Here is a 2,712-nt window from a genome sequence, read left to right on the forward strand (position 1 = left end):
GGCCGGGCGCTTCGCGCCCTTTGTCTGTGGCTGGGGCGGGGAGTGGGGCGAGACTTTAGGCAGCCACCCTGGGGCGAGCCTCGAAGATCATGGCCCCAACGTCGTGCTTTACCGGGCAGGTCCACAGACTGCCCGACGCGCCATCAGCTTACGGGGCCATGATCACTCGCCCCAGGGCAGCTCCCGCCCAAAGTCTCGCCCCACCCCCCGCGCGGTCCGGCGCGGGAGACGGGTCGTAATGATCATTAAGAAACGCTTCTGACCTGGCCTTTTCGCTGGCAATGTGAGTTGAGATGCTGTAATGTTGTCATTGTCGGACGGAAGGGGCGGCACACCCCGACCGACCGGCCACCAACAGTCAGGCCGACGAAAGGCAGTACCTTGAACCAGCCGCTTGTGACCACGCAGACCGAAACCGCAGCGGGGCACGCGTTCGCCACCGCCGCGAAGTCCGCTGCTGGTTACCTTGACGAGGCCGCGAACTCGAACGGCCGCGAGAAGGTTCAGATGGTCCTCAACGCGCTCGCGCGGAACAAGACCGACGCACCGCATCTCGTTGAAATCGGACCCGGCGGCGGTGCCGCCCTCCAGTACCTCACCAACAGCCTCACCGGCACCACCGACCGGCCCCGCACGCTGGACGTGACCCTGATCGAGGCCCCCGGCATCGTCTCTCAGACCCTCGCCCACGCCATCGACCGCTACAACGCGGCCAACTTGGGAACCTGCACCCTCACCAACGGACTCGCACAGGAAATCGACACGCTTCTTGACCGCCCCGTGGACATTGTCGCCGCGTCCGCGCTCATGCACGAGGTCTACTCCTACGGCAGCGGGTACCGGGGCATTCATGAACTGATGCAGACCCTCCCGACCGTCCTGAAGCCCGGCGGTCACTTCGCCTACCGCGACGTGCGCACCGTCGACGCCGGGACCCTCCACGAAACGGTCACCCAGACGTACACGCATCGCGGATGGCTTCAGTTCATCCGCATGTTCACCCCGCAGTACCTGCGAGACAGCCTCCACCCCTACCACCACTCCGGGGACGACCCGACCATCCGTCAGGACTCCCGCCGCATCGCCCTTGAGAACATCGACCCCAAGACAAGCGCCGTCATCACCGGACCGATCGGCCTGTTCCGAGAAATCCAGCGCCACTACATCACCTTCCGCGACTACGCATGGCGCTCCGGCGCCCTCGGATTCCGCCCGTACCTTGACGGGCAGTACGCCGCCGATTGGATCGACGCGGCAGCCGGTCACAAGCGGGTCCACTTCGCGCTCACCGAGGCTGAATGGATTTCCCCTCTACAGCGATCGCTGTTGAAGACTGTTGGTGAACCGTACGGGGACCACTACGTCACGGACGGCGACATCTTCGACGAGTGCACCGATGCCGCCATCATCGAACTGCTCACGTCCGCCGAGAAGGGCAACGAGCCGTGCGCGGCGGTGTGGGGAGAGTGGATCGAACGCGAAGGCCACGAGACGTACGTCTATCTCACCCTGAGCGAACTCCTCACCGAATTCGCTATCTCGTCGGCAGAGGCGAACACGAACACTGTGATGATGCCCCGGACGGCCCGTGACGTTCTCACCCCCGGACGGGCCTACTACACCCGCTACCTCCGTAACCGCCTGCCCAACCCGCTCCCCGACGGTAAGCAGTTGGTCCTTTTCACCAACATTCCCGCCCACGACGCCGAGGCGATCACGGCCGGTATCGAGGCTCTCCGGCCGCTGTGCAGCCGTGCCGCTATGGCCCGACTTCACTCCGCGCTCGTTCAGATGATGTGACCCACAGGCGCGGGGGCCCTCGGAGATGGTCCGAGGGCCCCCGCGCCCCACCCGCCCGCATGTACGCCGCAAACGACACAGAGGATGGCCCCCATGACCGACACCATCGAAGTGGAGTGCAAGCGCGAGTTGTCCGACGACGGCAGCACTCTTGTACCCCTACTCGCCCAACTCGGCTACATCGCATCCGCCCCCGTCACCGAGACGGACACCTATTACAGCCGCCCCGACGTCGATTACATGCAGACGGTTGAATGCCTGCGCGTTCGCCGACGCGAGGACTTCGCGGAAATCACATACAAGCCAGCTTCCACCCCGACCACCCATGCAGCCAATGACGTTGTCTCCAAGGTGGAGACGAACGTCATTCTGCGCGAGAGTGAGCAGGCATGTACGGCTGAAAGGCTGCTCACCTCCATTGGTATGCGGGAGATTGTCCGTGTCGAAAAGACCCGCACGATCTACCGCCACCCGGATATTCCCGATGTGACAGTCAGCATCGACACCGTTCACGGGGCGGGAACCTTCATCGAAACCGAAGTAAACCGGGCTACGGCCGAGGGTGCCGCTGAACTTGTCGAGCACATCGAGAGGCAGCTAGGCATTAGTGAGCGTCCCACGGTGGCGATTCCATACCGGGATATCGTGCTGGGACAGTTGGAGTCCGCAAAGGCGGAATAGCCTCCTGAATGAACGCGCACCCTCAGCGCGGGGGGTGCGCGTTCATTCCAGTCTCTATCCTGAGCTTCATTTTGAAGCAGGAGGGAGAGGGGGGATTCTGCCAAAGGTACATAGCGCATCATCTGATGCAGAGTCACGACCCCGGCCACCCTCCCTCGTAGGTGCTCGGGCCGTAGGCCCGTTGGCCGTCCCGCGTAGCGGGCGCGGCCGGGTGGCTGGAGCGCAGCGGAA

The 2,712-nt window shown here is 63.9% G+C and carries 2 protein-coding genes; both read left to right on the forward strand.

Going from position 1 to position 2,712, the window contains the following annotated elements:
- The first annotated feature begins 396 nt into the window (after window positions 1-396).
- Window positions 397-1,800 (forward strand): class I SAM-dependent methyltransferase, encoded by a 1,404-nt coding sequence (locus AC0665_RS37205; protein ID WP_478706784.1) that lies wholly within the window; start codon window positions 397-399, stop codon window positions 1,798-1,800.
- Window positions 1,801-1,893: 93 nt separating this feature from the next.
- On the forward strand, window positions 1,894-2,481 hold the full coding sequence (cyaB, locus tag AC0665_RS37210; RefSeq protein ID WP_478706785.1) for a class IV adenylate cyclase: 588 nt from the start codon (window positions 1,894-1,896) through the stop codon (window positions 2,479-2,481).
- Window positions 2,482-2,712 lie beyond the last annotated feature (231 nt).

Source organism: Streptomyces sp. NPDC043685 (assembly GCF_056436585.1).